This is a genomic window from Streptomyces aureoversilis (genome assembly GCF_042657885.1).
GTDB lineage: Bacteria > Actinomycetota > Actinomycetes > Streptomycetales > Streptomycetaceae > Streptomyces > Streptomyces aureoversilis.
Genome location: NZ_JBHSKJ010000005.1, coordinates 292769 through 317729 on the forward strand (window position 1 = coordinate 292769; position 24961 = coordinate 317729).

The following is a 24961-nucleotide window of genomic DNA, read 5'->3' on the forward strand; positions in this document are numbered from 1 at the left end:
AGACGGTACCGTACGGTACCGTCTCGCTCATGACGCCTCAACTCCGCTTCCCCGTTCCACGGTTAGGGTCCCCGGCATGACGACCGCACCGCGCATCCGTACGTTCCACGAGGGCGAACGGGCCGTGCAGCAGGCCGCCGGGGCCGACGACAGGGCGGCCCTGGTCGCGAGGACCCTGGGCGAGCAGCTCTCCCCCGTCGCCGGGCTGTTCCTCTCCACCGTGTCGTGCGTGGCCCTGGGCACGGCCGACGAGGAGGGCCGGATGTGGGCCACGGTCCTGACCGGCGAGGCCGGGTTCGTACGGACGGGGCCGAAGGCCGTACGCATCTGCGCCGCACGCGCCGAAGGCGACCCCTGCGTGCCGGCAGGCCCTTCCGACCAGGTCGCCCTCATCGCCATGGACTTCATCCGGCGCCGCAGGTTCAGGGTCAACGGCCGCGTCCGCCGCTGGGATCCGTCCGTGATCGAGATGGACGTGGAGGAGGCGTACGGGAACTGCCCGCGCCACATCCGGCAGCGCCTGGTGGACCCCGCACCGTTCGCCCAGGGCCCGAGGACCACCGCGCTCGGCCGGCTGACCGACTGGGAGCGCCGGTTCATCGCCCGCAGGGACACCCTGTTCATCGCGACCCGGCACCCCGAGGCCGGGGCCGACGTCTCCCACCGCGGCGGGCCGGCGGGCTTCCTCCGGGTGACCGGCCCGGGGCGGGTCGAGCTGCCGGACTACTCGGGCAACGCCCTGTTCAACACGCTCGGCAACCTGTGGAGCCACCCCCGGGTCGGGCTCGTGCTGCCCGACTTCGCGACCGGGCAGACCGTACAGATCAGCGGCCGCGCGGCCGTCGACCACCGGCCACCGCCGGAGCGGTGGGGGCCGGAGGTCGAGAGGGTGGTGGAGATCGACGTGGAGCGGGTGGTCCGTACGACGACGGACCACCTGGGTTGAGCGGGCTCGGCGGCCGGCTTGCAGGCTTGCAGGCTTGCAGGCTTGCAGGCTTGCAGGCTTGCAGGCTTGCAGGCTTGCAGGCTTGCAGGCTTGCAGGCTTGCAGGCTTGCAGGCTTGCAGGCTGCGTAACGGCGTTACCGGCTGGGTACGCCGCCGACCCGCTCGTATGCGGCCTCGACATGCGCGGACTCGGACTGGTCGGCCTCGGCGTACGCGGCCCCATCGCGCGCGGCCCCGGCATGCGCGGCCCCGGCATGCGCGCTCCGCGCCCGGCGGCCGCCTCCCGGCCTGGTGCCGACGACGACGGTCGCATCCAGCTCGTCGCACTCGACGACCCGCGTCACCAGCCCGCTGCCCACGAACGTCTCGACCGTCCGCGAGGCCTGCCGCTCACTCGTCTCGACCAGCAGGTGGCCGCCCGGCGCGAGCCAGGACGACGCCGCTGCGGCGACCCGCCGCTGTACGTCGAGCCCGTCCGACCCGCCGTCCAGCGCGACCCGCGCCTCGTGGTCCCGGGCCTCGGCGGGCAGCAGGGCGATGGCCTCGGTGGGCACGTAGGGCGCGTTGGCGACGAGCACGTCTATGCGTCCGCGCAGCGCACCGGGCAGGGGTTCGTAGAGGTCCCCCTCGTAGACGACGCCGCTCGCGCCGATGTTGCGGCGGGCGCACTCCACGGCCGCGGGGTCGATGTCGGCCGCATAGAGCTCGATGTCCTCCACGGCGGACGCCAGCGCGGCGCCCACCGCCCCGGAGCCGCAGCACAGGTCGACGACGACGGCGCTCGGAGAGCTGAGCGCGAGGGCCTGCCCGACGAGGAACTCCGTACGCCGCCGCGGGACGAAGACACCAGCGTCCACGGCTATCCGCAGGCCGTAGAACTCCGCCCAGCCGACGACGTGTTCGAGGGGCAGGCCGGATGCGCGCCGGGCCACCATGCCATCGAGCTCGTCGGGCGTACGCGCCGCGGACAGAATCAGCCCGGCCTCGTCCTCGGCGAAGACGCAGCCGGCGGCCCGGAGCCGGGAAACAACGAGGGGGAAAGCGGCGGAGAGAGAAGAAGAGGAGGAAGCAGAAGAAGCAGAGAAAGAGGGGTCGAACATGGAGAAGCCTTCCGGATCACCGAAGGGCGCTCTCGCGGTCGGCTAAAGAGAGGAAGCGACCGTACAACCAGGAGAAGAGAGCACCCAGCCTGCAACAGCGGTAATGGGTCTCACCTCCTAGGACGTATTCCTGCCAACTCGCGCCACAGTACATGATCCGCAGGCGGCCGGGCGGTCCTGGACATCGGCGCGGGCGCCGTCGGGCTGCTGCGGGGGCAATGGCTCCGTTTTCGGACGTACTGCCGGTAGCGCTTGCGTTCCAGGGGATCGCGCGTGGTGGGATATGGCGATGCGAACCCCCACACGCATACCTTCCCGTCCCCCCAACCCCTATGACGAACTGGCGTCACTTGCGGACCCGGAGCCAGGTCAGGAGCCGGGTCAGGACCCCGTCCAGGGGCCTGTCCAGGGGCCCGGCCAGGAGCCCGGCCAGGAGCCCGGCCAGGAGCCCTCGCTGACGGACACGCAGCCGCTCACGGTCCTCCCCCTCCAGCTCCTCCACGGGGACCCCGACGAGGAGGAGCCCTGGTCCCCGCCGAACCACCGCCGCGGAAAGCGCGGCCACCGCCGCCGCCGGAGCCCCCTCTCCGCCGCGCCCCGCACCGTCAAGCTGCTGATCGCCCTCTCCCTCTGCACCGGGATCCTGGTGCTGGCGGACCGCTGCGCACAGATGTACGCCGAGAAGAAGGCGCAGCAGAAGCTCCAGCAGGAGCTCCACCTGGCGACCGCTCCCCAGGTGGACATCCACGGGTTCCCGTTCCTCACCCAGATCCTGGAGAAGCGCCTGCAGCGCGTGGACGTCACCGTTCCGCACGTGGCCGCCGACCGCGTGTCGCTCGCGAAGGTCCATGCCAGCGGCCGCGACATCCAGCTGACCGGAAATCTGCCGAGCGATGTACGCGGCGCCGTCATCGGCGACCTGGAGGGCGAAGTCCTGCTGTCCTTCGCGGACATGAACCGCGAGCTCGCCGCCTCACAGATCGCCTTCACCCGCCGCACCGACCATACGATCGGGGCCGACGGAAAGCTGACCGTGGGCGGTCAGGAACTGCGCGTACGGGCCCAGGCGCAGCTGCAGCTGAACGGGAGCCGCGGCCTGTCCACAGAGGTGGACGACATGAGCCTCGACGTGCCGGGCATCGCCACGTACCGCCCCGGCAAGGGCAGAGGGCTGACCCTGCACCGCGAGACGGCCGAGCGCATCAGCCGCGACGCCGCACGGGCGAAGGCTCTGTTCTCGGTCCCGGCGCTGGCGGAACGGCTGGGCGTGTCGCAGCAGGACGCCGAGGCGGCCCTCCGGAGCGAGGAGAAGCTGCACCGCCTGACGGGCGCTCCCCGCTTCGTCGAAAGGCTGACGCACGTCAACCTCATCGATGCGGCGATGGACAACCCGTGGCTGCTGAAGAAGCTCGGCATCGACCCGAAATTGATCGGCGGCCTGATCCGCATGAAGCCGCCGGAGCTCTCCGACCGGCTGACCTTCTCGTTCGCCCTCCCCAAGGAAGCGCGCGACCTTCAACTGCGCGACGTGCGGGTCGAGAAGGACGGAATCCGGGCCACGCTGAGGGGCATGGAACTACCGGTCGGCAAAAAGCCGTAGGGGCGCGCGGGAACGGGGCCCGTACCGCGCCGTCCCCTCCTCGAACGGGTGAACAGGCTGCGGGCCGGGCTCGTAGCCCCGCCCGTTGGAGCAGCATGCCGCCATGAACGCTGGTCGGAACGGCCCTCCTCTGGTCAGGTGCCCTCATTGCCGCAACCCCATGTGGTGGGACGTGACTTACCCGTACAAGCCCGCGTGGTACTGCTCCGTGTGCACCTACCCCGCGGACCGGCAGCGGAGTGCCCACGCCGCGCCGCCCCGCTGCCCGGAGGGCTGTGCCAGCGCCGTGATCCAGACCGGTGACGACGGCACCAAGACGTTCGTCTGCCACCGCAAATAAAAAAGTTTCGCCCGTCCGTCACACTTCCCCGGCGCCATCCGTCAGTGCAGTGACAGCGATGATGAAGCCCTGAGGGAGACAATGATGGAAGCGCGTGCGATCACTGCTGAGGTTCCGGCGGCCCCTCGGATGGCCGTGGACCCCCTGGAGCTCGTTCCCGAGCTGGCCGAGGTCTCGGCGGCGCTGTTCAAGGCCACCGGCAACCGCTCGGTGCCGCGGACGACGATCAGCCTGCTCCAGCTGCGCGCCGGCCAGATCGTCGGCAACACGTACCTGACCGTCCTGCACACGGGTTTCCTCCGTAAGGCCGGGGAGTCGGAGGAGCGGATCACCGCGGTGGCGTCCTGGCAGGACGCGCCCTGCTTCACCGCTGCCGAGCGCGCCGCGCTCGCGCTGGTGGAGGCCGTCCTCCAGCCCTCCGCACACGGCGAGCGGGTCTCCGACGAGCTCTACGCCCAGGTGGCCGAGCACTACGAGCCCAAGGCGCTCGCCACCTTGATGATCGCGATCGGCCAGGTCAACTTCTTCGTCCCGATCGCCCTCATCGCCAAGCCCGTCCCCGGTCGGTCGTTCAACGCGCCGTGGAACTGAGACGAGCCGTGGAACCGAGGCAGGCCGTGACACCGAGGCGGGCACGGCACTGAAGCCGCCGTGGCACTGAGACGGGCCGAGTAGGCGTGGCTGCGCGTGGTCGCTTCCCCAGGACCACGCCCCACCACCCCTATAGTTTGTCCCGTTTCATTCCATTCCTTCCCCGCGAGGGAGTCGGCGTCATGCACGTCCTGCTCGTCACCAGCGGCTCCACGGGTGACGTCGCGCCGTTCACCGGCCTCGGGGTCCGCCTGCGGCAGGCGGGCCACGCCGTGACCGTGGCCACCCACGAGCGCTTCGCCGGCCTGATCCGCGCCTGCGGACTGGGCTTCCGCCGCCTCCCCCTGGACCCCAGGGACATGCACGAAGCGTGCGCGCAAAGACTCTCCGGCCGCGCGGACGGCCCCCTGGGGACGCTCACGATCGCCAGACAGGGTGCCGCCTACACGGCCGAGCTCGCGCACGGCGTCCTCCAGGCGGTGCGGCAGGGCGCGGACGTCGTCGTCGCCTCCGGGCAGGCGGCGCTGCCGGCCAAGGCGGTTGCCGACGGCCTGGGCGTGCCCAGCACGGGTGCGCTGCTGCAACCCGTCGCCCCGACCGGCGACTTCGCACCGATGGCGCTCGGACGCCGCTCCGCCGGACGCACGGGCAACCGCCTCGTCTCCGGTGCTCTCTGGCGGGCGTTCCACCGTCAAGCCGCGTCGACAGTCCGCTGGGTGCGGGCGGAGCTCGGGCTGCCGCCGCTGGGCCGGGCCGCGCGCAGGCGCCAGGCCGGGGGCTGGCCGATCTGGTACGGATTCAGCCCGCACGTCGTCCCGCGCCCGGGCGACTGGCCCCCCGAGCACCGGCTGGCGGGCTACTGGTGGCCCGAAGAGACGAGCGTCTGGCAGCCGGAGCCGCGCCTGGCCGACTTCCTCGCCGCCGGGCCGCCGCCGGTCTTCATCGGCTTCGGCAGCATGCCGTCACCGCGCGGCGAGCGCCTGTCCGCCGTGTGCACCGAGGCACTGCGCAGGGCCGGCGTCCGGGGCGTGGTACAGGCCGGATGGTCAGGGCTGGAGGCCGAGAGCGACGACATCCTGACCGTCGGCGAGGTGTCCCACCGGTGGCTCTTCCCCCGCACCGCGGCCGTGGTGCACCACGGCGGTGGCGGCACCACGGCGGCCGGGCTGCGCGCCGGCGTACCGGCGGTCCCGGTGCCCGTCTTCTACGACCAGCCCTTCTGGTCCGCCCGGCTCCGCTCCCTCGGGGTCGCGCCCGGAGTCCTGCCGATGGCGGACCTGACGGCGGACCGCCTCGCGTCCCTCATCACCCGCGCGGTGCGCGAACCGGCCTGGCGCACACGGGCCGCCGCGCTCCGCACGGCACTGGTTGCCGAGGACGGCGCGGCCCCCGTCCTCAAAGCCGTCGAAGCACTGACCCGGTGACTTGAGAACCCGCAGACTTGAGAACCCGCCGACTTGAGAACCCGCCGACTTGAGAACCCGCCGACTTGGGGACTTGAGGGCCCGGAGACCTGGAAATAGTTGGCATTGGCCGCCCCGCGCCGAACGGCGCCCAGGTCACTCCGCGGGCGGCGGCCCGGCAGGCAGGCGCAGCGCCAGGCCGTCGAGCATGACCTCCAGGCCGTAGGCGAACTTGGAGTCACGCAACCCGACAGGGTCGAGCGCGTCGGTCGCAGCCCGGGCGTACGCCTCGGTCAGGTTCTCGTGACTCTCGGCGGCCTGCTGGGCGTCGGGCATGAGGCGGGCGATCAGGCCGGCCTCCGTCTCGCCGGACCGGGCCACCGTGGTCAGCCAGGCCGCCTCGGCGCTGCTCATGCCCATCACGAACGCGATGAGGGAGTCGATCGCTCGGGTGGGATCGGGGAAGCCCGCCTTGATGAACAGGGCCGCCAGCCGGTTGGAGAAGGCCATCAGGTTGGGGCCCAGGTAGGCCAGGCCGGCCTGGCCCAGCACCGAGGACAGCCACGGGTGGCGCAGGGCCGTGGCGCGGAAGGACGCGGCTGCCCGGGTGGCGGCCGTCCGCCAGTCCGCGGAGTCGGCGGGCGGTACGACCATCTCGCCGAAGACCTCGTCCACGGCGAGCTCCATCAGCTCGTCCTTGGTGGCGACATGGCGGTACAGGGAGGTGGCCCCGGCGTTCAGCCGGGCGGCCAGCTTCCGCATGCTCAGGGCCTCGATGCCGTCGGCGTCCAGCATCACGATCGCCTCCCGGACGATCGCGTCCTGGGACAGCCCGGGCTGTTCCGCGGTGCGCGGACGGCGGGTCCAGACGGAGGGGATGGGCTGCGGCTTCTTGTCGGCGGCCATCGGCTCGCTCCTTTGCGTACGTTGTGCGCATTCAGCGTACAGGGTTCATGGGTTGCGAACAGTGTACGCATCAGCGTACGGTGTGCGCATCGCACGGAACAGTGTGCGCACTGCCGGAACGGCGTGCGCAACCCGAAAGGAAAGCCCGATGGCAGCAGCAGTCGCAGGGTCGGAGACCCGCAGTCCGCATCGCTGGTGGATCCTGATCGTGCTGTGCCTCAGCACGCTGGTCCTGGTGGTCGACAGCATGGCGCTGACCGTCGCCGTACCGGCCATGACCGAGGACATCGGGGCGAGCCCCCAGCAGATCCAGTGGATCCTCGACTCCTACGTGCTGGTCTTCGCCGGTCTGCTGCTGACCTCGGGAAGCCTCGGCGACCGGTTCGGCCGCCGGAAGGTGATGATCATCGGCCTGCTGCTCTTCGGGGCGGCATCACTGGCCGCGGTGTTCTGCACCACCCCGGGCGAGGTCATAGCCGTCCGCGTGGCCATGGGCATCGGCGGTGCGCTGATCATGCCGTCCACGCTGTCGATCCTGATCACGGTCTTCGACGAGGAGGAGCGCCCGAAGGCGATGGCGGCCTGGGGCTCGGTGTCGATGCTCGGCCTGGTCGGCAGCCCGGTCCTCGGCGGCGTGCTGATCGACCGCTTCTCGTGGCACTCGATCTTCTTCATCAACGTCCCGGTCGTCGTCCTGGCCGTGGCCGCCGGTCTGCTCCTGATGCCCGAGTCCAAGGCCCCCTGGCAGAAGCCCGACCCGCTGGGCGCCGTCCTCTCCGCCGTCGGCATGACCGCCCTGGTCTGGTGGATCGTCGAGATCCCGCAGCACGGCGCCTTCGAGGGTCGCGGGCTGGTCACCCTCGCCGTCGCCGTCGTCTCCCTGGCCGGCTTCGTGGTCTGGGAGAACACCACCGCCTCGCCGATGGTCCCGATGGTCCTCTTCAAACACCGCAACTTCACCGGCGGTTCGATCTCGCTGGCCCTGGTCCAGATCGGCAACGGCGGTCTGCTCCTGGTCCTCACCCAGTACCTCCAGTCGGTCCTCGGCTACTCCCCGGTCAAGGCCGGTCTGGCGTTCACCCCGCTGGCCGTGGCCGCGCTGATCGGCAACGGCGTCGGCGCCAAGCTCGCCACCAAGGTCGGCTACCGCTGGCTGATCCTGGCCGGCATGCTCCTGATGGCGGGCTCCTTCGGCCTGCTGACCACCGTCACCACCGACAGCGGCTTCACCGTCCCGTCGGTCGCCCTCGGTCTGCTCGGCCTCGGCGCCGGCATGGCCATGCCCGCTGCCGTGGGCGCCCTGATGGCGACCATCCCGGCCGACAAGGCGGGCGTCGGCTCCGCCCTGAACGACACCATCCAGCAGGCCGGCACCGCCCTCGGCATCGCCATCCTCGGCTCGCTGCTCACCAGCACCTTCTCCGCGGAGATGCCGGCCGGCACCCCGGAAGAGGCCAAGCAGTCGATCAACGGTGCGCTGTCCGTCGCCCAGGGCGACGCGGGCCTGGTCCAGGCCGCCAAGGACGCCTTCACCGCCTCGATGTCCACCACCCTCACCTTCAGCGCGATCGGCGTCCTGGCCGCCGCACTGCTCGCCGTGGTGGTCATGCGCGACAACAAGGCCGAGACCCCGGCCGAGGATGCCGCGGCCCCGGAAAAGACCCCCGCACCGGCCGCCTGACCGCCCCGCCTCCCCCACATCCCCGCACACCGCTCCGCGCCACAAGGCCGGCACCCGCAACGGGCGCCGGCCGGAGCCGTCTCCGACCGGACCGACACCGCAGTTGAGCAGCCGTCAGGCACCGCCTGGAGGCAGACCCCAACACGAAAGGGGCGCCCCGAACCGGGACACCCCTTCTGGCCTGCGCTGACGCAGGGCTGGCGGAGGCTGAGGGATTTGAACCCTCGGTGACATCGCTGCCACGACGGTTTTCAAGACCGTTCCCTTAGGCCGCTCGGGCAAGCCTCCCCGCACCGCCTGTGCGGCGGCGCGGGGGCCAGCCTATCGCTTCAGTTGTCGCCCTTGCGTTCGCCCAATGTGATCTCTGCCGTGGACTGCTTGCCGTCGCGGGTGTAGGTCACCTTCACCTTGTCGCCCGGCTTGTGGGTCCAGATCTCGCTGATGAGGGTGGGGCCGCTGTCGATGGCAGTGTCGTCGAGCTTGGTGATGACGTCGCCCGGCTTGAGGCCGGCCTTGTCGGCCGGGCCGCCCGGGGTCACGGCCGGGCTGTTGTTGTCGCCGGTGGGGGCGATCTTGGCGCCCGCGCCGGCGTCCTTCATGTTCACCGAGGCCGAGATGACCGGGTAGACCGGCTTGCCGGTCCTGATGAGCTGGTCGGCGACGTTCTTGGCCTGGTTGATCGGGATGGCGAAGCCGAGGCCGATGCTGCCGGCCTGCTGCTGGCCGCCGCCGAAGCCGCCGCCGTTGTTCGCGGACTGGATGGCGGAGTTGATGCCGATGACCGCGCCCTGGGCGCTGAGGAGCGGGCCGCCGGAGTTGCCCGGGTTGATCGACGCGTCCGTCTGCAGGGCGCTCATGTACGAGGCCTTGCCCATGCCGCCGCCGTCGCTGGAGGCCACCGGGCGCTTCTTGGCGCTGACGATGCCCGTGGTGACCGTGCCGGACAGCCCGAAGGGCGCGCCGATCGCGATCGTGGCGTCACCCACCGCCGTCCTGTCGGAGTTCCCCAGCGGGAGCGGGTTGAGCTTCGCGCCGGAAGGGTTCTTCAGCTTGATGACGGCGACGTCGTAACCCTGCGCCCGGCCCACGACCTCGGCGTCGTACTGCTTGCCGTCCGAGAACGTGGCCATGAGCTTGCCGCCGCCCTGCGCGGCCGAAGCGACGACGTGGTTGTTGGTGAGGATGTGGCCCTCGGTGTCGTAGACGAAGCCGGTGCCCGTGCCGCCCTCGCCGCCGCCGCTCTGCGCCTCGATCGTGACGACGCTCGGCAGCGCCTTGCTGGCGATGTCCGAGACGGAACCGGGGGCGCGGCTCTCGGTCTTCGGGTCGCCGGACGACGAGATGGTCGTCGAGCTGCCGCCGTCGTCACGGCTGGCCGCCCAGTAGCCGATCCCGCCGCCGACGCCGCCCGCGACGAGGGTCGCCGCCAGCGCCATCGCGACGAGCCCGCCGCCGCGCTTGCGAGCGGGCGGGTACGCGTCGGGGCCGCCGGCCCACACCCCGGTCGGGCCCATCGGGCCGCCGCCCGCCGGCGCACCGTACGGGTACGGCCCCGCCTGGGGCCCCGCCTGGGGCTGCCCCTGCGGCGGCTGCTGGTGCTGCTGGTGCTGCTGGTGCTGCTGGTGAGCGTGCTGGGCCTGCTGGGCCTGCGCGTCGTACCAGCCGCCCGCGCCCTGACCCTGCGCACCCGGCTGCTGCCCGTACCCCGGCTGGGGCGGGGCCGCGGGCGGCACCGGAGCCTGGGGCGGAGCGGCCGGTGCGACCGGTGCAGCCGGAGCGGCACCGGAAGCAGGGTCGACAGGGGGAGCAGGGTCGACAGGGGCAGCAGGCGCCGCGGGGGCAACGGGGGCAGCAGGCGCCGCGGGCGTCTCCGTACGGGCCTGCGTCCCGGCCGCGTCCGCACCCGTCACCTCCGCCCCGGCCGCCTCCGCACCGGCGCCCTTCTGCATCGAAATGCCCGACGAGCCGCCCGGAACATCCGGAACGCCCTCCGCAGGCGCGACGGCGGCGCCCTCGTTCTCGGTGCTCACAGCTCTCTCCTCATCAGGTGCCACATCAGTTCCTACATGGTGCCTACGCCATGCGCGGTGTGGTGTCCACGTCATCCGCAGGATCCACGCCGCCGACGTTCTTCCCGCCGCACACGACCAGCCCGGGACAAGCTTTTCCCACCGCACGTCAGACCACCGTAAGCGGACCCTGTGCCCCCACGGCGGCAACGCTGCGCTCCGGGCGCTCCATAACAAATGGGACCGCATGCACGACGGTGCCGGGCGATGGCACGATAACGCGGTGACCTATGCGCACCCGGCCCGGGACCTCCGCCCCGAGCGGCACCCGCTCTCCGTCGTCGCCCACCGCGGGGCCTCCGAGGACGCCCCGGAACACACCCTGGCCGCGTACCGCAAGGCGATCGAGGACGGCGCCGACGCGCTCGAGTGCGATGTCCGGCTCACCGCCGACGGCCACCTCGTCTGCGTGCACGACCGCCGCGTCAACCGCACCTCCAACGGCCGCGGCGCCGTCTCCTCCCTGGAGCTCGCCGACCTCGCCACCCTCGACTTCGGCTCCTGGAAGGCCGACGTCTCCGACAGGGAGGCCCCGGACCTCGACGCGACGTCCGTGCTCACCCTGGAGCGGCTGCTGGAGCTCGTGGCCGACGCGGGGCGGCGCGTGGAGCTCGCCATCGAGACCAAGCACCCGACCCGCTGGGCGGGCCAGGTGGAGCAGAAGCTGCTCGAACTCCTGGGCCGCTTCGGACTCGCCGGGCCGCCCTCGGACGACGGCCCCTCGCCGGTACGGGTCATGAGCTTCTCCGCCCGCTCCCTGCACCGCGTCCAGCTGGCCGCGCCCGCGCTGCCGACCGTCTACCTGATGCAGTTCGTCTCGCCCCGCCACCGCGACGGGCGGCTGCCCGCGGGCGTCCGCATCGCCGGCCCGAGCATCCGCATCATCCGCAAGGACCCCGGCTACGTGGCCCGGCTGCACGACGCGGGCAACGAGGTGCACGTCTGGACGGTGAACGAGCCCGAGGACGTCGAGCTCTGCGCGCGCCTCGGCGTGGACGCGCTGATCACGAACCGGCCCAGGCGGGTTCTCACCCAGCTCGGCCGCTCGTAGCTCCCCTGCGTCCGCGTCCGGCACCCCCGGCTCCGCTGCGTCCCATACCCGCGCCGTCCGATACCCACGCCGCAGCCCCATTACAAGGAGTGCACCGGCGCGTTCGGTGCGTGTTCGAGCCCGTCGAGTGCCCCCGCCGGGTCTCGGATGGCCGGTTTCCGGTCCAGTCCATTGGGGCATCCATCCCCTGACGTGGGGCAAAGGAGGTCTCGGGGGTGGCGTTGGTGGTGGCACAGGAGGTGCCCACGTCGTCGATCATGGCCGTACCCCATGGTCCAACCGGTGTGGGCCAGGCAAGACACCGGATGCGCAAGGATCTGCGCATCATCGGGGTACCGGATTCGGTCATCGACGACGCCGTACTGATCCTTTCGGAGCTGCTCAGCAATGCGTACCGGCACGGACGCCCGCTGAGCCCGGAGGGCGACGGTCGCAGAGACGGAGACGAGGGGGACAAGGACGGGGGGATACGTGCCGCGTGGAGAGTGGACGCCCACGGCCGGCTCACGGTCGAGGTGACGGACGGCGGAGGCCCGACCCGCCCGGTTCCGGCCACACCTTCGGTGACCGCCCGCGGAGGCCGCGGGCTGAACATCATCAGCGCCCTCTCCCAGGACTGGGGCGTCCGTGACGCATCGGGCGAGGTGACCGTCTGGGCCGCGCTCTCGGTGCACGACAGCTTCGCTACGCGCGTCGCCGCAGGCCCCAGACCCGCATTCGCAGACATCGACGAACTGACATGACGGTGGCGTGACGCGCGTAGATCCCGCCGCGAGACGCCGACGCCGCGAGATCCCGTCGAGCCAAAAGCTCGAGATCCCGTACGTACCAAGAGAACCGAGAGCAGGCTGAGAGCAAGCACGCCCGTGCACGGCCGGTGGGCCCCGCGCCCGGAGCGCCCGCCAGGGAAGGCTCCGCGGAGAGCGGCACCCCGCCACCGGCCGCCGACCCGCCGACCGACCGCCTCCCCGCACGCTTCCCGGCTGCCCTCCCGCCGTCCTCTCCTCCCGACGCCCCGCGCGCGTGCCCGTTCCGGCCGCCGTGGTGAGCGCTAGGCTCGCGCCCGTACGAGCCGTACGCACCGCGTCCGTCGTACGGACCGTGTCGTACGCAGAGCCGTACGCACGCCACCGTGCCCGCCGCGCCGTACGCACGCACCTGCACCGATCGGGAGACACGCACGCCATGGCCAAGAAGCGCCGCCCCCAGACCAAGGGGCCCCAGACGAAGGCCTCATCGCCTCAGGCCGTCGACGGTCCGATCCCCGTCGTCGGCGCCCGCGAGTCCTGCCCCTGCGGCTCGGGCCGGCGTTACAAGGCCTGCCACGGCCGCGCGGCCGTGCAGGCGGCCACCGAGCTCGTCCAGCGGCCCTTCGAGGGCCTGCCCGGCGAGGCGGACTGGGTCGCGCTGCGCGAGCTGGTGCCCGCGGCGACGGTCGAGCTCACCCTCAAGGACGGACTGCCGGAGGGCGTGCCGTCGGTGACGCTGGCCACCGTGCTGCCGATGGCCTGGCCCGCCCTGCGCCGCGACAACGGCGCCGTGCTGCTGGGCCTGCAGAACGACACCGCCTCCGGCGACCTCAGCCGCGACCTCGCCGACACCCTGCGGCGCGCGCTGGAGGCCACCCCGGGCACCCCGGTGACCGCCGGCCGCGCCGACGCCGACGGCCCGCGCCTGCAGGACCTGCTGGACCCGAAGGCTTCGTTCGAGCCGGACGTCCACACGGGCTTCGAGTTCTGGGTCGAGAACGCCGAGAACGCGACCGGCGAGGTCGCCGCCTCCCTGGACCGGGCCAACGCCGCCGCCATCCCCACGGCCCGCCTCTCCGGCGTCGAGGCCGCGTACTGGTGCGAGACCCCCGAGAAGAATCACCTCCGCTGGGTCATGACCCACCCCGAGGAGCAGCTTCTGGACGCTCTGGCCCGGCTGCACGCCGCGGGCACCTCCTCGCTGGGCGAAGGCACCCGTCTGGTCGGGTCGTTCCGGGCGCACGGCCTCACCGTGCCCGTCTGGGACCTGCCGAGCGACATGCGCGCGGAGGACACCGAGAAGCCGGCCGCGGCCTTCGCGGAGCGGCTGGCCACGGCACTCGCCGACGCCTCTCCCCTGACGCCCGACGAGCGGCGGGCGCGCAGCGGCCTCACCAGTCGTCAGATCACCCTGAACTGAGGAGGGTCCGCCTCCGGGGCGGCCGCGCGTAACGGGTCCCGGGGGCGGACTGTTGGATTCCAAGCAGCGGAGTAGTTGATTCCGGCGGCTGAACGGGCGCCATTCACGTGACTCCTGTCACAACTCCCGCTGTCAGCCCGGAAATACGCGTCCGGAAATCCACGATCGAATTTGCGAACGGCCGATCTCTTGTTACCGTTCTAGGAGCCCGGTCGCTGGTGCATCCCCCGTCGCCAGCGACCGGGCGTTTCCATGCCCGGAAACGCCGAGGCCGACACCCAGGCCAACGCCGGAACCAACGCCGGGACCAACGCCGAGGCAGACGCGGACGTCGACACGGACGCCGACGCGGACGTCGATACAGCCGCCGGGGCGCACGCCGCCCGCACGATCCGCGCAGGGCGCCGGCACGGCCCTCGCCGGGCGCCCGCACGACCCGGTCCCGGAACCAGGCCCCGCTCGCCCGGCCGCTCGGCCCGGCTAATCCCCTCGGTCCTCCGCCGAGTTGCTCCCCGAGCGCAGCAGAAGCTTCCCGTCCGCCGAAGCGATCTCCGCGACCGCCTCGTACGGTTCCCCGCCGACCCCGTCCCCGGTCGCCTCCCCGCTCCCCGTCCGGACCGTCCGCGCGCGAGGCGTCTCGCACCCGCCGGGGTCGTCGGAGGCCGTCGTACGGCAGTGCACCTGGACGGTCCGGCCGTCGGGGCCCATGAGGGTCAGAACGGCCCGCAGGGGGGCGCCTGTCGCGTTGCGGTAGTACGTACGGGCCCAGGTCTCGTTCCTCTGTTCCAGGACGCACGTCTGGGCCTCCACGCCTTCGGGCGAGGTGAGTTCGGGGCCGCAGCGGGCGGACGCCGAGACCGACGACCCCGCAGGGCCCATCAGCGGCGGCGAGGCCGCGGGCCAGCCGCCGTCCGCGCCGCGCCCGCCCCGGGCCGCGTCCCGGCCCGCGCCCGGGCCCGTACGCCCTCCCACGCCGAGCCCTTCGCCCAGGTCCTCTCCGAGGTCCGGGCCGAGACCCCTGCCGAGGTCCTTGCCGAAGTTTTTACCCGGGCCGCCCAGCCCCGCCGACTCGCCGCGCGGCCCGTCACCGGCCCCCGGGTGCTTCCCGGGACGGTCACCCCGCGCCGACTCAGGGCCCGGCAGGCCCAGCGGGCCGGCGGTGGCGGCGGCCAGGGGCAGCACGACGGCCAGCGCCACGGCGCTCGCCAGCGCGACCATGCGGAGGTTGGCGCCCCGCGGCTCACCGCCCCGGCCGGTCTCCTCGCGGAATCCGTCGGGCTCCGCGGGCACCTTCGACCCACCGGACATACCGGATGTGCCGGACACTTCGGGCACACCGGATGCAGACGCACGCTCCATGGGGACCACCTGAGACTCGCCGCGCGGACGCTGAATGGATCGCGGGGACGGCTGGGACGGGCTCGGGACACCCCGGCCTCGGTTCGACCGGGCCCGGCCGGCATCGCCCGGCACAGGCCCTCACCCCTGAACATAGCGGTCAGGACAGGGCTCGCCCCGGGGCCGCGCGGTGGAATCCCGCAGAACTCGGACGGGCTTACACCCGTACGAGTGAGAGCGCGTGCGTCTCCCGTCCGTACGCGCTCTCCGTGTGCTCGTACCGGCGCTTCTCAAGGCCCTTCAAAGCCCCTTGGGGCTTCTTCAAGATCCCGTCCGGCTCATCGGGCTCTCGCGAGCTCATCGCGAGCTCACCGAGCTCCTCATGGCCTTCTGAAGGCTCCTGAAGGCTCCCGAAGGCTTCTCGAGTGCGCCCTGCCGCATCCCTGCGGTCAGTAGGCCAGCCGGCTGCCGCCGCCCGGCGTGCCCGCGCTCTCCTCGACGAGGACGTCGACCAGAGCGGACACGTCCGGCAGCCACGGCGCGGTGGACCGGGTCGTACCTTCCCTACGCTCCGCGCGCTCCGTTCGATCCCCGCGGAACGTACGGATCCCGCCACCCGAGGCGCCGTTGACAGATCCGGCCGGGCCACCCCGGCCACCGGGCAGCGGCGCCCGCTCCCAGCGCACCCTGCCCGCTCCCGTGGGCGACGGCGGCAGGGCCACGAAACCGCCCTCCCCGTGGAAGAGCAGCGAACCGGGCACCCAGTCCTGGCGGTGGAGCAGCTCGCCCAGGACCTCCAGGGAGTAGGGGGCCACGAGCAGGGCCCAGCGGGTGGGGGTGGCGACCACGGGGCCCAGGCGGATGCCCGCGCGGTCGAAGGCCGCCAGGGCGCGTGCGCCGGCGACCGCGGGCAGGCTCACCGCGCAGGGCGCACGGCCGCCCGTGGCGAGCACGACGGGTGCGTCGGGCCGGTTGGTCCACCACCAGCGGACCATACGGGCGTCCGTGGTGGCCGCCAGCAGCCCCGGGTCGAAGGGGTGGGCGCCGGGGGCCGCGCAGTCGGGCTGCGGGCAGCCGCACCGGCGCACGCGCCCGCCGTCGGGCCGCAGGCCCACGCCGGGCAGCACGGGCCACTGCCATTCGGTGGCATAGGCCAGGGCCGCGGTGAGGACCGCGGACCGGTCGCCTCGCCTGAGCGAGAGCTTGCGTCGCCTTCCGAGGATCTCGCGCATGAGCGCTCGTTCCTTTCCGTAAACGCCGAAGTCGGGACCCCTGCCGGTGACAGGGGCCGGATCACGCTGATGGACTGCGTGCATGCAGTGCATGCACGCACTTCTGAACTGCCTTGCGACTGCCTGACGACCGCCTTGTGACTACCTCACAACTGCCTTGTGACTGCCTGGCGACTGCTCAGCGGCTGCCTGACTACTGCATGCCTAGCGGTTTTGCGCGGCCGTACGGGTGGTACGGATGGAACTCGCTGCACTGCTGCGCCGAACGGGTCCACCGGCGCGCCGGAGCAGCCGGACTGCGCACCGGCGCGCCGCGGAAACCCGTAGGGCGCCACAGGGTCCTGCACGACCCTGCGCAGCCCTGCATGGTCATTGCACGGCACTGCGGGACTGCCTACTGGAACTGCACCTGAACTGCACTCGGGCCGCGTCCGAACTCCATGGCACTACGGCCCGACATGGCGCGCCGCTCAACACGCCGGGGCTCTTTCCAAGCCGGCACACCACGTGGATCACTAGCCACTGCTTGTACAACGCAGCGCATCACGCCACGGGCCGAGCGTGAAACATGGCGGGGGGTGGCGCGCGTATGGCGCTTCGTGCCGAGCCTGTCGCCCCTCGCCTGCGGCATGGGTTTCCCCATCGCCCTCGGGTGCGGGCGCGGCCGTCGCCGGTTAAGACGCTCGGGCCCGCCGCCGGGTTCCGGGGCGGCCCCAACTGCCCCTGCCCTTCTTCGTGTACGTACCCACCGGTGTGGATATGACGCGCTGTCGAGCAACGTCAGTCGACCGCAAATCCATGGCCTCTGGACCATTTTCCGGCCAACTTTGAAACCCCATAGACACCACCAATCCCACCGGTTCAATGCTGGACATCTCCTTGCCCGGGCGTGTACATGTGGAGCACCGATAGCGCGCAACGCGACAGGGGGTTTGCGATGCTATTCATGAGAAAACACAGGTCAAGACGGTGGTCAAGAGGGAGCGGCGAAGTGCCGCGGGCCCTGGTGCACACGAGCGCCCGGAGCGTCGCGGGCCCACCCGGTCCGGGTAGCCGGCCATGACCACGCCCCACCTGCCGAAAGTGGCCGGAATCAATCCTCCGCTCCCCGCTCCCGCGCAGACTCCCGCCTCCGCATCTGCCGCCTCCTCCGCAGATCCCCTCTCCCCCGCTGCTCCCGGAGCGCCCGGAGCAGATGCATCAGCAGACACCGGCGACTCCACGGACCTGTCCGCCGCTGCCGCCTCCTCAGGCTCCCCGGACTCCTCGGGTTCCTCCGGCCCGGCACTTCTGCCCGGTCCCTCCCTCCCCGCGCCCAACGCCCTCGTCCAGGACCGCCTCGCGGGCTGGATCTCCGACCTCACCACGCTCCAGGAGCTCACCGAGCGGCTCACCCGCACCACCTCCCTCGACGCCGCCCTCCACGAGGCCCTGCGGGCGGGCGCGACGCTCGTGGGCGCCCGCCGCGGCCTGGTCACGCTGCACCCGGCCACGGGCCCCGGCCGCGACCACCCCGTCACCGTCGGCTTCGGGCTGGACCACGCGGACCTCGGCCACATCGAGACCATTCCGCAGGCCGGGGCGAAGCCCGCGGCATCCGGAGCCTCCGGGATCTCCGGGATCTCCGGGACCGCCGGGACCTCTGCGGTCTCTGGAGACTTCGGAGCCTCCGACGCCCCTGAGGCCTCCGATGTCCCCGAAGCCTCCGGTGTCTCCGGAGCCCCCGGTGCCCCCGAATCCTCCGGAGCGGATGCCGCGCAGGAGGCCGTCCCCGGTCCCTACGGCCGGCTGTTCGACGATCTGCCCCCGACGGGCTCCCGTACGGGCACCGCCCACCCCGACGTCGCCTCCGACGAGGGCCTCGACCCCCGTCACCGCGAGGTCGCCGCCCGCCTCGGCTACGGCGCGAGCTACGCCGTCCCCCTGGAGACCGACAACGCGGGCCGGATCGGCGCGGCCGTCTGGCTGTACGACGAACCGGCCGAGCCCACCGAGCGGCAGCGCCACCTCGTCGGCCTCTACCGCGACCACGCCACCGAACACCTCGCCCGCCAGCTCGAACTGGCCGAGGCCCGGGAGGCCGTGGCGACGCTCCGCGAGGAGCTCCTGCCGAGCAGGCTGCCCCGGACGCCGGGCGTCCGGCTGGCCGTCCGGCACCGCACCGGCCCGCTCGGCGGCGGCGACTGGTACGACGCGCTGCCGCTGCCCGAGGGCGCGCTCGGCCTGGCCGTGGGTGGAGTGACCGGCTCCGGCCCCAGCGCCGTGGCGGCCATGGGCCGGCTGCGGGCCTCTCTGCGGGCGTACGCCGTCATGGAAGGGGAGGATCCGGTCGCGGTCCTCTCCGATCTCGAGCTCCTGCTGCGGCTCACCGAGCCGGCCCGCGCCGCGACGGCGCTCTTCGCGTACTGCGAGCCGGCCGAGCGCAAGGTCCTCCTGGCGGGGGCGGGCCACTGCCCGCCGCTGATCATCGGCGACCACCGCGTCGAGTTCGTCGAGACGTCGCTGTCCGCTCCGCTCGGGATGCTCGCCTGCTGGGAAGCGCCCAGCGTCGAGATCGAGCCCGCCCCCGGAGAAACGCTCCTCTTCTACAGCGACGGTCTGCTGCACCGGACCGGCCGGCCGATGGACCGGGCCTTCGCGCGGCTGCGCACCGCGGCGGCCGGTGTGCCGAAGGCCGCTCGCCGGGACCCGGAGGCCCTGGTGGAGCACGTGCTGCGCACAATGCTGCCGCAGGAGGGCCGCAGCGCCTGGGACGGGAGCGAGGACGTCGTCCTGCTGGCGGCCCACTTCGAGTGACCGGCGCGCCTCCGGCCCCGCCCCCTCCTTCTTCTCCTTCTTCCTCTTCCCCTTCCTCGGATTTTCCTCATAGTTTCCTCGTATTTCGGTCGCACATACGATGGAAAGCGCCCCGTCCGAGGAGGAAAGCAGTGACCGAGCAGCAGCCCGCGCCCGAGAACCCCGAAGGCGACGAGCCGATCAAGCAGCGGAAGAACGGCCTCTACCCCGCCGTCTCCGACGAGCTGGCCGCAAACATGAAGTCCGGCTGGGCCGATACCGAGCTGCGCGACCTGCAGCCCGTCGAGCAGGCGCCGCACACGGCCCGCCGCCGCGCCGAGCTTTCCGCACGCTTCCCCGGGGAGCGCCTGGTGATCCCGGCGGGGAACCTCAAGACCCGCTCGAACGACACCGAGTACAGCTTCCGTGCCTCCACGGAGTACGTGTACCTCACCGGTGACCAGACCGAGGACGGCGTGCTCGTCCTGGAGCCCACCGGCGCCGAGGGCCACCGGGCGACGATCTACCTGCTGCCCCGCTCCAACCGCGAGAACGGCGAGTTCTGGCTCGACGGCCAGGGCGAGCTGTGGGTCGGCCGCCGCCACAGCCTCACCGAGGCCGAGCAGCTGCTGGGCCTGCCGGCGAAGGACGTCCGCGAGCTCGCCGACGCCCTGCGCGCGGCCACCGGCCCGGTCCGCGCCGTCCGCGGCCACGACGCCGGCATCGAGGAGGCCCTGGCCGACAAGGTCACCGCCGAGCGCGACGAGGAGCTGCGCGTCTTCATCAGCGAGCAGCGGCTCGTGAAGGACGCCTTCGAGATCGGCGAGCTGCAGAAGGCCGTCGACTCCACCGTGCGCGGCTTCGAGGACGTCGTGAAGGTGCTCGACAAGGCCGAGGCCACCTCGGAGCGCTACATCGAGGGCACGTTCTTCCTGCGCGCCCGCGTCGAGGGCAACGACATCGGCTACGGCTCCATCTGCGCCGCCGGCCCGCACGCCACGACCCTGCACTGGGTGCGCAACGACGGCGCGGTCCGCTCCGGCGAGCTGCTCCTGCTGGACGCGGGCGTGGAGACGCACAGCCTCTACACCGCCGACGTCACCCGCACGCTGCCGATCAATGGCGCGTACAACGACCTCCAGCGCAAGATCTACGACGCGGTGTACGAGGCGCAGGAGGCCGGCATCGCGGCGGTCAGGCCGGGCGCGAAGTACCGCGACTTCCACGACGCGGCGCAGCGCGTGCTGGCCGAGAAGCTGGTGGAGTGGGGTCTGATCGAGGGCCCGGTGGAGCGCGTCCTGGAGCTCGGGCTGCAGCGCCGCTGGACCCTGCACGGCACCGGCCACATGCTCGGCCTGGACGTGCACGACTGCGCGGTCGCCCGTACCGAGACGTACGTGGACGGCGTCCTGGAGCCCGGCATGGTCCTGACCGTCGAGCCCGGCCTGTACTTCCAGGCGGACGACACCACCGTGCCCGAGGAGTACCGGGGCATCGGCGTCCGCATCGAGGACGACATCCTGGTGACCGAGGACGGCAACCGGAACCTGTCGGCGGCGCTGCCCCGTACGTCCGCGGACGTCGAGGCGTGGATGGCGTCCCTGAAGGGCTGAGGCGCTCCGGCCGCTCGGGGGTCCCTGCGGTGGTCCGCGGGGGCCCCTGAGCGCATCATGGCCACATAGGGCGCACCCAGGGAGGTGTGGGAGCCATGAGCAAGTACATGGACGTCCATCACGGGATGAAGGGCATCACCGCCGACCAGCTCCAGGAAGCTCACCGCAGGGACCTGGCCATCGAGGCGGAGGAGGGCGTGCACTTCGAGCGGGCCTGGGCGGACCCGAATTCGGGCACCGTCTACTGCCTGTCCGAGGCGCCCTCGGCGGATGCGGTCAAGCGTGTCCACGCCCAGGCCGGGCACCCGGTCACGGAGGTCCACCCGGTACCGCTGACGATCGAGTGAGGGCCGGGGGACTCGGGGATCACGGGCGCCGCGCCGCGGGGGTCGCGACGCGGAGATCACGACACCAGGATCCAGGATTACGGAACAGCGATCACGCCGCGGAGATCACGACGCGCGGAGCAGTGCCGCGTCCTCTCTCCACTTGAGGATCTTGTCGAAGGTGACCACGGCCCCCTGGCGGCCCGGGCGGTTGCGCACGCGGACGTGGTCGGTGAGCGACTCGATAAGGAAGAGGCCCCTGCCGTGCTCGTCCTCGGCGGGGGCCAGGGGCCGCGGCGGCTGCGGACGCTGCCGGCGGCGTTCGTGCGGACGGGGCTGCTCCGGGAAGCCCGGGCCGGAATCGGTGACCTCGATCCGGCAGGTGTCGCCGTCGATGAACGCCGTCACGAGATAGCCCGTGGAGGAATCGCCTCCGTGCTCGACGGCGTTCGCACACGCCTCGCTCAGGGCGAGCGAAAGATCATAGGAAATATCGGGGTCGACGCCGGCCGTCTCCATCGCGCCGATCAGCAACCGCCGCGCGAGCGGAACGCTCGCGGCCTCCCGCCGCAGATGGAGTGACCACCAAATGCTCATGCTCAGCCTCCTGGCCGCGGCTCGACATACCGATACGTATAGCCAGCCCTGACGCCCCGTAAGCCTCCGGAGCGTGTGAGACCGCTCATTCGGACGACGCGCCCGGCGGGTGCATCGGTGTATGGAAGTAGACGGGAGTGCGCCGGTGCGCCCCTGCCGGGTGGAGATCGAGCGCCCCCTGCTGTAGGGGAGGGGTAAGCCCGGTGGGATGATGGCGCAGCCATGTCTCACCCCGTCGGGCGTGTCGGCGCCGATCTGCGACTGATCCGGGCCGCGGTGTTCACCGCGGTCTGCGTTCTGCTGTCCGCGGGCGGGCACGTGCTGGCGTCGTGCGCGAAGGTGCCGCTGTGGACCCTCGCGGCCGGCTTCGTGGCGGTGTTCGCCGTGGCCGTGCCGCTGGCGGGGCGGGAGCGTTCGCTGCCGTCGATCGCCGCGGGTCTGGCGGCCGGGCAGCTCGCACTGCACACGCTCTTCGGCATCGGCCAGCAGGCCGCCGGGGTGGCCGCGCGGCAGACGGCCACCGAAGGCCGGCTGATCACCTTCGCTTCGAAGCTGGTCTGCAACCAGCCGCACCTCATGTCCGCGTCCGACGCCCGCCGCGTCATCACCGACGCGGGCCTCGACCCGGCCGTGCACCCCATGCAGCAGGCAGAGGCGGCGGCGGGCACCGGCGCGGGCTCCGGAATGCACTCCGCGGTGCCCTCCGGAACGCCCTTCGGCTCGCTGCTCGACGCACTCCCCCTCTCGCTGCCGATGCTGCTCGGCCACCTGCTCGCGGCGCTCGCCGCGGGCTGGCTGCTGCGGCGCGGCGAGGTGGCGCTGTGGCGAGTGGTCGCGCTCTCGGAGCGGTCCGCGCGCGAGATCGCGGAGGCCTCCCTCGTACGGGCGCTGCGCACCGCCTTCGCGCTCGTGGGCGCCTTGAGGGAGACGGCCGCCGGGAAGCCGCCGGCCGCGGGCCCGCGTCTGTCCGCGGACGAGGAGCGGCCCGCGACGGAGCCGGTGCTCCAGCACTTCGTGATCAGGCGGGGCCCGCCGGCCTTCGCCCTCGCGGCCTGACGACGCGACACCCCCTTCCCCTTCCGCTTCCCCCGAGCAGCCGGGCGCCTCCCGCTCTGCAGCGCGCTCGCGCACGCCCGCGCACAAGGCGCATCCCGGGCATTCGGGCGTCCGGGCAGGAGGGCGGGTCGCACTGTCGTCGTCGCCGCACGCGTGCCACCCCCCTTCACCGATTCCTCCTGCCCCCGGAGCGTCCCCATGAACGCCAAGACCGCTCGCCGCCGCCTCCCCGTCATCGGCGCCGTCGCCGCCGGCACCGTCCTGCTCCTCGCCGGCCCCGCCGCCGCGCACGTGAGCGTCCAGCCCGGCACCGCCGAGAAGGGCGGCTACAGCACGATCGCCTTCAAGGTGCCGAACGAGAAGGACAACGCCTCGACCGTGAAGCTCGAGGTCACCCTCGACCCGAAGCACCCGCTCTCGTCGGTGATGCCCCAGCCGGTCCCCGGCTGGGAGGTGAAGGTCGAGAAGACCAAGCTGGAGAAGCCGCTGCAGACGCACGGCAAGACGATCGAGGAAGCCGTCAGCAAGATCACCTGGACCGGCGGCAAGATCGAGCCGGGCCAGTTCCAGCAGTTCCCGCTGTCCGTCGGCAAGCTGCCCGAGGACGCCGACGAGCTGGTCTTCAAGGCGCTCCAGACGTACTCCGACGACGACGTCGTCCGCTGGATCGACCTGTCGAAGCCGGGCGGCGCCGAGGCCGAGCACCCCGCGCCCACCCTGAAGCTCGTCGCCAAGGCCGCCGCCGACGGCAAGAAGGCGGACGCCAAGGACGGCGTCAAGGACGCCGCCAAGGGCGACGACAAGACCGAGAACGCGTCCGGGAAGACCGGCGAGGGCGACGGCGGTTCCGACACCACCGCCCGCACGCTCGGCATCGTCGGCATCGTCGTGGGCGCGGCGGGCGTCGCCTTCGGCGTGCTCGCCGGGCGCCGCCGCCCGACTGCCTGACGCACGGACCGGCCGGGCGCCGGGCCCCTCACCGGGGCCGGCGCCCCGCCCCCGCACCACCGACCCCTCTCTGGAGAAGAGCTCCATGCGCACCCGCATACTGGGCGCGGCCCTGGCCACGGCCGCCGCGCTCACGCTGACCGCCTGCGGCGGCGGCTCGGACGACGGCGGCGACAAGCCCCTGGCCGACGTCTCCGCGGCGCCGAAGAAGGCCGCGATCACCCTCGACACCCCGAAGACCAAGCCCGACCTGGTCCTCACCGACACGGACGACAAGAAGTACGAGCTGGTCAACGCGACCAAGGGGCGCCCGCTCCTCCTCTACTTCGGCTACACCTACTGCCCCGACGTGTGCTCCACGGTCGTCGCCGACATCGCCGCGGCCGAGAAGACGCTGTCCGAGGAGGACCAGGAGAAGCTCCAGGTCGTCTTCGTCACCACCGACCCGGAGCGCGACACGCCCAAGCGCATGCGCGAGTGGCTGGACGCCCAGGGCGGCAAGGACATCGTCGGCCTCACCGGTGACTTCGCCACCATCCAGGCGGCGGCGAAGAGCGTCGGCATCTTCGTGGAGAAGCCGAAGAAGGAGAAGGACGGCTCCATCACCGTCAGCCACGGAGCCGAGGTGGTCGGCTTCTCGCCGAAGGACAACGGCGGGCACTGGATATACACCACCGAAACCAGCAAGGACCAGTACTCCAAGGATCTCCCGAAGATCATCAAGGGGGAGAACCCGTAATGCGCAAGACCACCGCCGCCACCGCCGCCACCCTGCCGCTCGTCCTCGCCGGAGGGCTCCTGCTGCTCACGGGCTGCCAGTCCGAGAAGGACGCCCTGGCGTCCGACAAGCCGAAGCTCTCGGTCAGCGGCGCCTACCTGCCGCAGCCCGCGATGACCGACATGGCCGCCGCCTACCTCACCGTCAGCAACGACGGCGGCAAGGCCGACCGGCTCACCAAGGTCACCAGCCCGCTCTCCGGTGACATCACCATGCACACCACCGAGGGCTCGCAGATGAAGCACGCGGCCGCGCTCGACGTGCCGGCCAAGGGCGAGCTGAAGCTCGCGCGCGGCGGCACGCACCTGATGCTCGGCAAGCTCGGCCACAAGCCGAAGGTCGGCGAGAAGATCGAGTTCACGCTGCACTTCGCCACCGCCGGACCGGTCAAGGTCAAGGTGCCGGTGGAGTCCACGACGTTCCGTCCCAAGGACTGACGTGC

21 protein-coding genes, 1 tRNA gene and 1 pseudogene are annotated in these 24961 nt (G+C 72.1%); 16 read left to right on the forward strand and 7 right to left on the reverse strand.

The window, feature by feature from the left end; genetic code table 11:
- The first annotated feature begins 76 nt into the window (after nt 1-76).
- On the forward strand, nt 77-946 hold the full coding sequence (locus tag ACFPP6_RS11395; protein WP_382039834.1) for a pyridoxamine 5'-phosphate oxidase family protein: 870 nt from the start codon (nt 77-79) through the stop codon (nt 944-946).
- A gap of 284 nt (nt 947-1230) precedes the next feature.
- Here ACFPP6_RS11395 and ACFPP6_RS11400 read toward each other — a convergent pair.
- A pseudogene (locus tag ACFPP6_RS11400) lies at nt 1231-2046 on the reverse strand (putative protein N(5)-glutamine methyltransferase); the annotation flags it as partial.
- Between the two features lie 289 nt (nt 2047-2335).
- On the opposite strand from ACFPP6_RS11400, the gene ACFPP6_RS11405 reads away from it, so the two are divergent.
- From ACFPP6_RS11405 to ACFPP6_RS11420, 4 genes are all read left to right on the forward strand, one after another.
- Nucleotides 2336-3646 (forward strand): LmeA family phospholipid-binding protein, encoded by a 1311-nt coding sequence (locus ACFPP6_RS11405; protein ID WP_382039837.1) that lies wholly within the window; start codon nt 2336-2338, stop codon nt 3644-3646.
- A gap of 172 nt (nt 3647-3818) precedes the next feature.
- Nucleotides 3819-3986, forward strand: a complete 168-nt coding sequence (locus ACFPP6_RS11410; RefSeq protein ID WP_382039840.1) for a hypothetical protein — start codon at nt 3819-3821, stop codon at nt 3984-3986.
- 84 nt (nt 3987-4070) lie between these two features.
- A complete protein-coding gene (locus tag ACFPP6_RS11415; protein WP_382039841.1) occupies nt 4071-4577 on the forward strand; it encodes a carboxymuconolactone decarboxylase family protein in 507 nt (168 codons plus the stop codon).
- Between the two features lie 182 nt (nt 4578-4759).
- A complete protein-coding gene (locus ACFPP6_RS11420) occupies nt 4760-6001 on the forward strand; it encodes a glycosyltransferase (protein ID WP_382039844.1) in 1242 nt (413 codons plus the stop codon).
- A gap of 135 nt (nt 6002-6136) precedes the next feature.
- Here the strand turns inward: ACFPP6_RS11420 and ACFPP6_RS11425 are convergent, their stop codons facing one another.
- Nucleotides 6137-6886, reverse strand: coding sequence for a TetR/AcrR family transcriptional regulator C-terminal domain-containing protein (locus ACFPP6_RS11425; protein ID WP_382039847.1), 750 nt, complete (start codon nt 6884-6886; stop codon nt 6137-6139).
- A 148-nt stretch (nt 6887-7034) separates the two neighbouring features.
- On the opposite strand from ACFPP6_RS11425, the gene ACFPP6_RS11430 reads away from it, so the two are divergent.
- Nucleotides 7035-8567, forward strand: a complete 1533-nt coding sequence (locus tag ACFPP6_RS11430; protein WP_382039850.1) for an MFS transporter — start codon at nt 7035-7037, stop codon at nt 8565-8567.
- Nucleotides 8568-8765: 198 nt separating this feature from the next.
- On the opposite strand, the gene ACFPP6_RS11435 is transcribed toward ACFPP6_RS11430, so the two are convergent.
- Nucleotides 8766-8855, reverse strand: a tRNA-Ser gene (locus tag ACFPP6_RS11435).
- Between the two features lie 41 nt (nt 8856-8896).
- Nucleotides 8897-10597: a S1C family serine protease gene (locus tag ACFPP6_RS11440; protein ID WP_382039853.1), complete on the reverse strand. Its 1701-nt coding sequence runs from the start codon at nt 10595-10597 to the stop codon at nt 8897-8899.
- 262 nt (nt 10598-10859) lie between these two features.
- Here ACFPP6_RS11440 and ACFPP6_RS11445 point away from each other — a divergent pair, with 262 nt between their 5' ends.
- From ACFPP6_RS11445 to ACFPP6_RS11455, 3 genes are all read left to right on the forward strand, one after another.
- Nucleotides 10860-11687, forward strand: coding sequence for a glycerophosphodiester phosphodiesterase (locus ACFPP6_RS11445; protein WP_382039855.1), 828 nt, complete (start codon nt 10860-10862; stop codon nt 11685-11687).
- 257 nt (nt 11688-11944) lie between these two features.
- Nucleotides 11945-12430: an ATP-binding protein gene (locus ACFPP6_RS11450; RefSeq protein ID WP_382040142.1), complete on the forward strand. Its 486-nt coding sequence runs from the start codon at nt 11945-11947 to the stop codon at nt 12428-12430.
- A 442-nt stretch (nt 12431-12872) separates the two neighbouring features.
- A complete protein-coding gene (locus ACFPP6_RS11455) occupies nt 12873-13856 on the forward strand; it encodes a DUF5926 family protein (protein WP_382039858.1) in 984 nt (327 codons plus the stop codon).
- 480 nt (nt 13857-14336) lie between these two features.
- On the opposite strand, the gene ACFPP6_RS11460 is transcribed toward ACFPP6_RS11455, so the two are convergent.
- Both ACFPP6_RS11460 and ACFPP6_RS11465 read right to left on the reverse strand, forming a co-directional pair.
- Nucleotides 14337-15146 (reverse strand): hypothetical protein, encoded by an 810-nt coding sequence (locus ACFPP6_RS11460; RefSeq protein ID WP_382039860.1) that lies wholly within the window; start codon nt 15144-15146, stop codon nt 14337-14339.
- Nucleotides 15147-15643: 497 nt separating this feature from the next.
- The gene (locus ACFPP6_RS11465; protein WP_382039863.1) at nt 15644-16426 is read right to left on the reverse strand and encodes a bifunctional DNA primase/polymerase; all 783 of its coding nucleotides are present in this window, start codon (nt 16424-16426) and stop codon (nt 15644-15646) included.
- Nucleotides 16427-17485: 1059 nt separating this feature from the next.
- On the opposite strand from ACFPP6_RS11465, the gene ACFPP6_RS11470 reads away from it, so the two are divergent.
- The 3 genes from ACFPP6_RS11470 to ACFPP6_RS11480 all read left to right on the forward strand — a co-directional run bounded on the left by ACFPP6_RS11470 (nt 17486) and on the right by ACFPP6_RS11480 (nt 21161).
- Complete coding sequence (locus ACFPP6_RS11470; protein ID WP_382039866.1) at nt 17486-19222, forward strand: PP2C family protein-serine/threonine phosphatase; 1737 nt, start codon at nt 17486-17488, stop codon at nt 19220-19222.
- Between the two features lie 131 nt (nt 19223-19353).
- Nucleotides 19354-20814 carry an aminopeptidase P family protein gene (locus tag ACFPP6_RS11475; RefSeq protein ID WP_382039868.1) on the forward strand — a complete coding sequence of 487 codons (1461 nt, stop codon included), beginning with the start codon at nt 19354-19356 and terminating at the stop codon, nt 20812-20814.
- A gap of 95 nt (nt 20815-20909) precedes the next feature.
- Nucleotides 20910-21161 (forward strand): SCO4226 family nickel-binding protein, encoded by a 252-nt coding sequence (locus ACFPP6_RS11480; protein WP_382039871.1) that lies wholly within the window; start codon nt 20910-20912, stop codon nt 21159-21161.
- A gap of 105 nt (nt 21162-21266) precedes the next feature.
- Here the strand turns inward: ACFPP6_RS11480 and ACFPP6_RS11485 are convergent, their stop codons facing one another.
- Nucleotides 21267-21737, reverse strand: a complete 471-nt coding sequence (locus tag ACFPP6_RS11485) for an ATP-binding protein (protein WP_382039874.1) — start codon at nt 21735-21737, stop codon at nt 21267-21269.
- Nucleotides 21738-21959: 222 nt separating this feature from the next.
- On the opposite strand from ACFPP6_RS11485, the gene ACFPP6_RS11490 reads away from it, so the two are divergent.
- The 4 genes from ACFPP6_RS11490 to ACFPP6_RS11505 all read left to right on the forward strand — a co-directional run bounded on the left by ACFPP6_RS11490 (nt 21960) and on the right by ACFPP6_RS11505 (nt 24956).
- On the forward strand, nt 21960-22793 hold the full coding sequence (locus ACFPP6_RS11490) for a hypothetical protein (RefSeq protein WP_382039877.1): 834 nt from the start codon (nt 21960-21962) through the stop codon (nt 22791-22793).
- 198 nt (nt 22794-22991) lie between these two features.
- The gene (locus ACFPP6_RS11495) at nt 22992-23741 is read left to right on the forward strand and encodes a YcnI family copper-binding membrane protein (RefSeq protein ID WP_382039880.1); all 750 of its coding nucleotides are present in this window, start codon (nt 22992-22994) and stop codon (nt 23739-23741) included.
- Between the two features lie 85 nt (nt 23742-23826).
- On the forward strand, nt 23827-24480 hold the full coding sequence (locus tag ACFPP6_RS11500; protein WP_382039882.1) for an SCO family protein: 654 nt from the start codon (nt 23827-23829) through the stop codon (nt 24478-24480).
- Entirely contained in the window at nt 24480-24956 is a 477-nt protein-coding gene (locus ACFPP6_RS11505; RefSeq protein ID WP_058045389.1) for a copper chaperone PCu(A)C, read from the forward strand. The genes ACFPP6_RS11500 and ACFPP6_RS11505 overlap by 1 nt, the downstream gene beginning before the upstream one ends.
- The last annotated feature ends 5 nt before the right edge of the window (nt 24957-24961 follow it).

Excerpts from the sequence above, each read along its gene's own strand:
- ACFPP6_RS11395 (WP_382039834.1), top strand. The coding sequence starts at position 77 with ATGACGACCGCACCGCGCATCCGTACGTTCCACGAGGGCGAACGGGCC.
- ACFPP6_RS11405 (WP_382039837.1), top strand. The coding sequence starts at position 2,336 with ATGCGAACCCCCACACGCATACCTTCCCGTCCCCCCAACCCCTATGAC.
- ACFPP6_RS11415 (WP_382039841.1), top strand. The coding sequence starts at position 4,071 with ATGGAAGCGCGTGCGATCACTGCTGAGGTTCCGGCGGCCCCTCGGATG.
- ACFPP6_RS11420 (WP_382039844.1), top strand. The coding sequence starts at position 4,760 with ATGCACGTCCTGCTCGTCACCAGCGGCTCCACGGGTGACGTCGCGCCG.
- ACFPP6_RS11425 (WP_382039847.1), bottom strand. The coding sequence starts at position 6,886 with ATGGCCGCCGACAAGAAGCCGCAGCCCATCCCCTCCGTCTGGACCCGC.
- ACFPP6_RS11430 (WP_382039850.1), top strand. The coding sequence starts at position 7,035 with ATGGCAGCAGCAGTCGCAGGGTCGGAGACCCGCAGTCCGCATCGCTGG.
- ACFPP6_RS11450 (WP_382040142.1), top strand. The coding sequence starts at position 11,945 with ATGGCCGTACCCCATGGTCCAACCGGTGTGGGCCAGGCAAGACACCGG.
- ACFPP6_RS11455 (WP_382039858.1), top strand. The coding sequence starts at position 12,873 with ATGGCCAAGAAGCGCCGCCCCCAGACCAAGGGGCCCCAGACGAAGGCC.
- ACFPP6_RS11465 (WP_382039863.1), bottom strand. The coding sequence starts at position 16,426 with ATGCGCGAGATCCTCGGAAGGCGACGCAAGCTCTCGCTCAGGCGAGGC.
- ACFPP6_RS11470 (WP_382039866.1), top strand. The coding sequence starts at position 17,486 with ATGACCACGCCCCACCTGCCGAAAGTGGCCGGAATCAATCCTCCGCTC.
- ACFPP6_RS11480 (WP_382039871.1), top strand. The coding sequence starts at position 20,910 with ATGAGCAAGTACATGGACGTCCATCACGGGATGAAGGGCATCACCGCC.
- ACFPP6_RS11485 (WP_382039874.1), bottom strand. The coding sequence starts at position 21,737 with ATGAGCATTTGGTGGTCACTCCATCTGCGGCGGGAGGCCGCGAGCGTT.
- ACFPP6_RS11490 (WP_382039877.1), top strand. The coding sequence starts at position 21,960 with ATGTCTCACCCCGTCGGGCGTGTCGGCGCCGATCTGCGACTGATCCGG.
- ACFPP6_RS11495 (WP_382039880.1), top strand. The coding sequence starts at position 22,992 with ATGAACGCCAAGACCGCTCGCCGCCGCCTCCCCGTCATCGGCGCCGTC.
- ACFPP6_RS11500 (WP_382039882.1), top strand. The coding sequence starts at position 23,827 with ATGCGCACCCGCATACTGGGCGCGGCCCTGGCCACGGCCGCCGCGCTC.
- ACFPP6_RS11505 (WP_058045389.1), top strand. The coding sequence starts at position 24,480 with ATGCGCAAGACCACCGCCGCCACCGCCGCCACCCTGCCGCTCGTCCTC.